Source organism: Vibrio sp. OPT46 (assembly GCF_015163535.1).
GTDB classification, from domain to species: Bacteria; Pseudomonadota; Gammaproteobacteria; order Enterobacterales; family Vibrionaceae; genus Vibrio; species Vibrio alginolyticus.
The window spans coordinates 8364-14207 of record NZ_JADDYG010000559.1; the positions used below are offsets into that span (position 1 = coordinate 8364).

The 5844-nt window shown below is 42.9% G+C and carries 6 protein-coding genes; 3 read left to right on the plus strand and 3 right to left on the minus strand.

Annotated elements, in window-relative coordinates; genetic code table 11:
- The 3 genes from IQR33_RS22375 to IQR33_RS22385 form a co-directional block, all read left to right on the plus strand.
- Positions 1-1306: leucine-rich repeat domain-containing protein (locus IQR33_RS22375; protein ID WP_193844060.1), on the plus strand; the 1306-nt coding region annotated here is incomplete at its 5' end.
- Between the two features lie 413 nt (positions 1307-1719).
- Positions 1720-2127 carry a hypothetical protein gene (locus IQR33_RS22380; RefSeq protein ID WP_017633897.1) on the plus strand — a complete coding sequence of 136 codons (408 nt, stop codon included), beginning with the start codon at positions 1720-1722 and terminating at the stop codon, positions 2125-2127.
- A complete protein-coding gene (locus tag IQR33_RS22385; RefSeq protein WP_054576351.1) occupies positions 2124-2858 on the plus strand; it encodes a rhomboid family intramembrane serine protease in 735 nt (244 codons plus the stop codon). Before IQR33_RS22380 ends, IQR33_RS22385 begins: the two co-directional genes overlap by 4 nt.
- A 998-nt stretch (positions 2859-3856) precedes the next feature.
- Here the strand turns inward: IQR33_RS22385 and IQR33_RS22390 are convergent.
- The 3 genes from IQR33_RS22390 to trbL are packed head-to-tail and all read right to left on the minus strand — an operon-like array spanning position 3857 to position 5670.
- Positions 3857-4111, minus strand: a complete 255-nt coding sequence (locus tag IQR33_RS22390) for a hypothetical protein (protein ID WP_017056224.1) — start codon at positions 4109-4111, stop codon at positions 3857-3859.
- A gap of 16 nt (positions 4112-4127) precedes the next feature.
- The gene (locus IQR33_RS22395) at positions 4128-4328 is read right to left on the minus strand and encodes a conjugal transfer protein TrbL (RefSeq protein ID WP_140114816.1); all 201 of its coding nucleotides are present in this window, start codon (positions 4326-4328) and stop codon (positions 4128-4130) included.
- Positions 4329-4380: 52 nt separating this feature from the next.
- On the minus strand, positions 4381-5670 hold the full coding sequence (gene trbL, locus IQR33_RS22400; RefSeq protein ID WP_193837478.1) for a P-type conjugative transfer protein TrbL: 1290 nt from the start codon (positions 5668-5670) through the stop codon (positions 4381-4383).
- Positions 5671-5844: the final 174 nt, after the last annotated feature.

Here is a 5844-nt window from a genome sequence, read left to right on the forward strand (position 1 = left end):
TATTATTTTTGCTCGTAATGATGATGGCACTGAAAACAAAAAGATCATAATTTCCTATGGTGGAGCAAGAAAAGAGATTGCTATACCAGATTCGGTGATTACTGTTGATAGTTGGATGTTTGCTGAAAGTCAGCTCACCAGAGTTACTATTCCTGATTCGGTGACCTCCATTGGGGAGCGGGCGTTCGCTAAAAATAATCTCACCAGCGTGACTATCTCAGATTCGGTGACAGCTATTGAGTACGAGGCATTTCATGACAACCAGCTCACCAGCGTTACTATTCCCGATTCAGTGACCTCCATTGGGGAGCGGGCATTTTCTGACAACCAGCTCACCAGCGTTACTATTCCTGATTCAGTGACCTCCATTGGGGAGCGGGCATTTAATAAAAATGCAATATCAATAGTTAACAATGTCCCATCAGATGGTTTTATTTTTGCTCGTAATGATGATGGCACTGATAACAAAAAGATAATAATTTCCTATGGTGGAGTAAGAAAGGAGATTGTTATTCCTGACTCGGTGACCACAATTGGAAAGTATGCGTTTTCTTCTAACAATCTCACCAGCGTAACCATCCCAAATTCGGTGACCACAATTGGAAATAGTGCGTTTTCTTTAAACAACCTTACCAGCGTAACCATCCCAAATTCGGTGACCACAATTGGAAATAGTGCGTTTTCTTTAAACAACCTTACCAGCGTAACCATCCCAAATTCGGTGACCACAATTGGAGAGCATGCGTTTGGAGTGAATCAGCTCACCAGAGTGACAATCCCAGACTCGGTGACCTCCCTTGGTAACAGTGTGTTCGCTGATAATATGCTCACCAGCGTAATTCTCCCTGATACATTGACCTCGATAGGGAAGCGGGCGTTTGCTAATAACAGGCTCACTGATGTGGTTATACCAGATTCGGTGACCACCATTGAAACTAGGGCGTTTAAAGGCAATCAGCTCACTGATGTGGTTATACCAGATTTGGTGACCACCATTGGAAGTGATGCGTTTAATGGCAATCAGCTCACCAGTGTGGTTATACCAGACTCTGTGACCATCATTGGATATGGGGCGTTTCTTAACAACCAGCTCACCAGCGTGGTTATACCAGATTCGGTGACCACCATTCACAATTCTGCGTTTATGAACAACAAGCTCACCAGTGTGGTTATACCAGACTCTGTGACCACCATTGGAAGTGATGCGTTTTATAACAACCAGCTCACCAGCGTGACTCTCCCAGCTACGGTGTCTTCTCATTGGGCAGCGCCGTTTGATATTGGTGTAAAAATTAATGGAAATTAACAGTTTACAACTTATCTCAAGTGCTTTACAGAATCTAGAGATATGCCTTTCCCCTACTAAAAGTTATCTGAAACTAGCAATTGTCAAAACTAAACGGTGCTGTGTGACCCAACCCTTTTAATGGTTGCTATCTTATTGATTTATCGTTGAAGATTAAAAAAGAAAGAAGGCATTATTTCGCCATGGAATACGGACAATCGCAGTATAGAAAGCGTTAGCTGCAATCAGTATATAACGAGTATTATCGAAAATAATGTCTATGGGTTTAATCGGCACATAACAAGGCCTTAAAGTCGGATTCGTAACAGTTGGCTCGATTCCGCTTCGCTTCACATTATAGCCAACAATTACTCACCGTTTAAGGCTGCGTTAAGCGCTTACCAGAGATCACATAAACATAACTAGGAGTAATGATGAACAAAGAACAGGCTAAAAAACACATTGAAGAGAATCTGAATGACGGGGACTCGCTAATAGGTTTTTTTCAGGCTGTAAGCCCACCAAATATTTGGCTATTCTTACTGATTGGCCCTCTTTTCATTCTAAGCATGAGAACATACTTCTTAGCTGTTACTGAGAAAGGTGTATCTTTCCACAAATTGAGCTTGTTAGGTAAATTTAAGGAGCATGATTTTTTTGACTTTGGTGACATTGAAAGCGTAAAAATAGGAAAAGGGCTATTACAAAGGCCTATGAAATTCACATTCAAAAACAACCGAAAGATTAAAGTAAAAGCACAATTAAAGGGAGTAGAAAAGGTCGCAAAATTGTTGCCGGAAGTTCAAGAACATATTGAGAGCAATATACCTTTAGTCCAATGATTATATTTCTTATCGCAGTTGTGACTTATGTCGGCTTATTGATTTTCATAAAGCCTGCTCCGAGTAGTTTGAAGGCTGTTCCAATTACCTATAGTGAAAACTTTAAATTTGTTTGGGCTTCTATATGTTCAGGGGTTGTAATTCTTTTTATATTTCTTCTGACAACAAACTTTGGTTTCATTTCCGTAGATGAGAGCCTGTATCGAACGTTCGCACTGAGTAATGACATTGATCAGTTTTTAAAGTGGCCGTTACAGTCAGTATCGCACTTATTTATCCATGGTAACCTGATTCATCTCACTGCAAATGTTATTGGCTTAGGTCTAGCATCTGCTTATGAACGCAGGGTTGGAGCCAAGAGGTATTTGGCAGTACTTCTTGTGAGCGGCTTGGCATCTATACCATCTATACTATTCTATTCGGAAAATATTCTAGTCTGCGGGATATCGGGTGGTGTTTTCGGACTGGCAGCTGCTTATTTTACAGATGAAGAGGAATTAACCACCAAGGAGTGGCTTTTAGCGATTTCACTGTTCCTGGTTTTGGCAATAGTGCTTGCCCTAGATTCAGAGTTCAAAGGTGGTTCTAATAAAGCGTTAGATATGAAAATTGATCACATTGGCCATTTTTTGGGAGCATTAGGCGCAATTTTGTATTGCCGCTTAAAGCCACTGCGCTTAACAAGGGCAAGCACCGGAAAAATAAAAGCTCCGGCTTCACCTCCACTTTAATTTTCCGGTGTTGCCGGCGTTAGGTAGCTTGAGAATAGAATCTTGTTCAAAGTTAGAAGAGCTGAACTACATTGGAAACATGAATGAATCTGACTTAAAAACAACGCTCTCTGTTTATAACGAAATGGATTCGGCGAAGCTCACAGAGGAAGAATTGGTTTTTATAAAAGAACTCGATAAACGCCTTCAAAACTACAATCTAGAGACTGATTTATTGCTCATATACGAAAAGTTGAAAGTAGAACAAAAGAAGTGAAGTAACAAGAAGCATAATACAAGAGGTGGTTTTAACCACCTTTTCTTCGCATGGTATTAGAGAAGGAAATATAAACGCTAGATAAGAGGTAGATGGTAGCCCTATGAACAAGCTACCAATTCTGGCATTTGTCGGAAGGTCCACAAAAAGAAATAAGCCTATAGCGTACAAAAAAAATGTTACGCTAATCAATATATTATCTATTTCCATTTCTATTTGTTTCCAGAACAAAAAAACTATTAAAAATGGTAAAAAAATGAGTTCCATTTATATCTCCCCCTTCATATAAAAGATTATTGTATCACTATTTAATTACTAATTTAGTAAAATCGCTGGCAAGCCATTATCCAACTTTTAGTTAGCTGGTGAAGGTCGGTCATGGGGGTGATGATAATTTTCCAAAGCTTCTCAGATTGAACTTTTATCCATGGTACTTTCAAGCTAGAAAGTGTCAAAATATGAGTTATTGGTCATAAACAACTCGTTGGAGTATGCACCCACATGCTTAACAATATTATCTCTGCAAACTCTGCTTTATTGTGTTGTGTTTTTTCGCCCACTTTCTCAACCTCTGGAAGTGGGCTTTTTCATTTTCCCATACCTCAAGTTATTCATGTTTTACTAATGTTCAAATTTCCGAAACTCATTTGTGTCCAAAAACGAGTTACAGCTTCACTATAATCGGTTTGATGTATGTAAAAATACGGGCCGGTGCACCATCACTGGCCCGTGTGCTTTCTTATTACTTGCGTCGGCCAAACGACCAGCGTCTCGTTTTGTCAATTTGATCGACCGACCTTATCATGTTCTTGTAAACATGCCCTGCCAACCTATGTTGGAATACCTCCATTTTGTTGGTAATGGCTTTCATTTTCGTGCCATATCCGGTGTTGTGCAGCCACTGTCCTAAAAAATAGAAGGCCAGCATCACAATGAACATCACTGCAAAGAAGCCAAATACTTCCGCAAGGTTTTGGGGGGGAAAGTTAAACTCCATAATCAGTAATCCTTATCTAGTTAGGCCATACGGCCTTTTTAACAAAGTTGGCAACCTCTTCATTACGTTCCTGCTGTTGTTCCTGGGAATACGAAACGTAGTCCTCAACGTCGAAGGTGTGCTTTTCTGGATCGCGCTCTTGCCACTCAGCATGTGCTTGGCGTACTTCTTCCTGGTCCTCACTGGACAGGCCATCAAAGCCTTCGTTTTGATTCATCCACCCAGTTACACCGCCTAATTTATCGTTGTCAAATGCAGGAGAAGCGCCGTCAGTCACCCTCCTTATCATCTTCCTCGTCCCCTTTCATATTATTTCGTACTGAGCTGGCTAAACGACCTCCAGCGGTTTGGCTTATACGCTCCCCGGCCATATCTCCCACTCCCTTAATCAAATTAGCGCCAGTATCCGCTGCAACGCGGCCCGCTTTTGCAACACTATCCTTAAAGCCGCCAGAGGATTCGCCATTACTAGAAGATTGGTCGGAAGCATGGGAGAAGGAGCCAGCCTCGTCAGAGTCACCTCTACCGCTAAATGCACTGCTAAGGCTCGACATAACGTCAGTATTGTTCGCTACGTTCTCACCTGCTTTTGTAAATGCAGCCTGAATAGCAGACGCACCGCCGGCGGTAGCCATTGCTGTACTAGCAGCCATACCACCAGTGGCAACAGCCGCTCCAGCCACCGCCCCAGCACTTATGCTGCCAGCACCCGCCGCCGCGCCACCTCCGGGAACTAGGCTAGCAACCACATTGGGAACAGAGTGAATAAGCATTACGAGAACCAGTGAAACGACAAAGATCACCAGCAGTTCACGCATAGGAGCATCATTGGATAGCTCAGCATAAAAACCGTCCATTATCGACATGGCGATGCCAATGAGCAAAGTCATTGTCATCAACTTCAAAGCGACACCCAATACGCTTTTGAAGTAGTTGATTGCTATATCTGAAGTCCAACGCGAACCACCAAACCCCAGCACGAAAACACCGGCATATATCAATATCCAAGCAGTTACCAAGGCCAACAACACATTAGCCGCCACAACCGCCATACATGCCAAAATTGCTAGCGTGATTAAGAAAAGAGACAAGTTATCTATAGGGCTTGTGATGCTGTAATACTCACCTGCTTTAACAATAATGTCGAAAGCAATGCTGATAGGCTCTGAGGGGGTTAGGTCTCTCGGAAGGCCACCGGCTTGAGCACCGATCGTTCTCAACGAGTCGATGATTGACGTCGCAAAGTCTGGGCCGTTTCTGAGTAACCAGAGGAAGAAACCAAACGTCAGGATAAAGCGCATAAACTCGGCAAAGAACTCCCTTATATCCGCTTGTTTAAGGATCAAAGTACCGCCAGTCCAAACAAGAGATATAGTACCCAGCGTCCAAAACAGCCACACGGCATGGTTTGTAATTACCGTGCTCCAAGTAGCACTAGCGGTCATGAAGCGCACGGCTACCTCATCCAAGACACCATTAGGCTCAATGGCCGCCGACGCAGTCTGCGAGGTCAGTAACACAGCTAGTAGCATCACAAGTCGAATGAATATCTTGCTCATAATTAGAACCCCTTATTCTTGGAGCGATCCGTGCGTTCGCCCATATCCCAAAGACAGTTCCCTTCTTCCCTCAGCTCTTTCGTCAGGTTCGGGTTATTACAGTTGATCGTTGTAGGCTTTGGCCCTCCATCCTCACCACACCCTACCAGAACGAAAGATGCCAGCACGCTGACG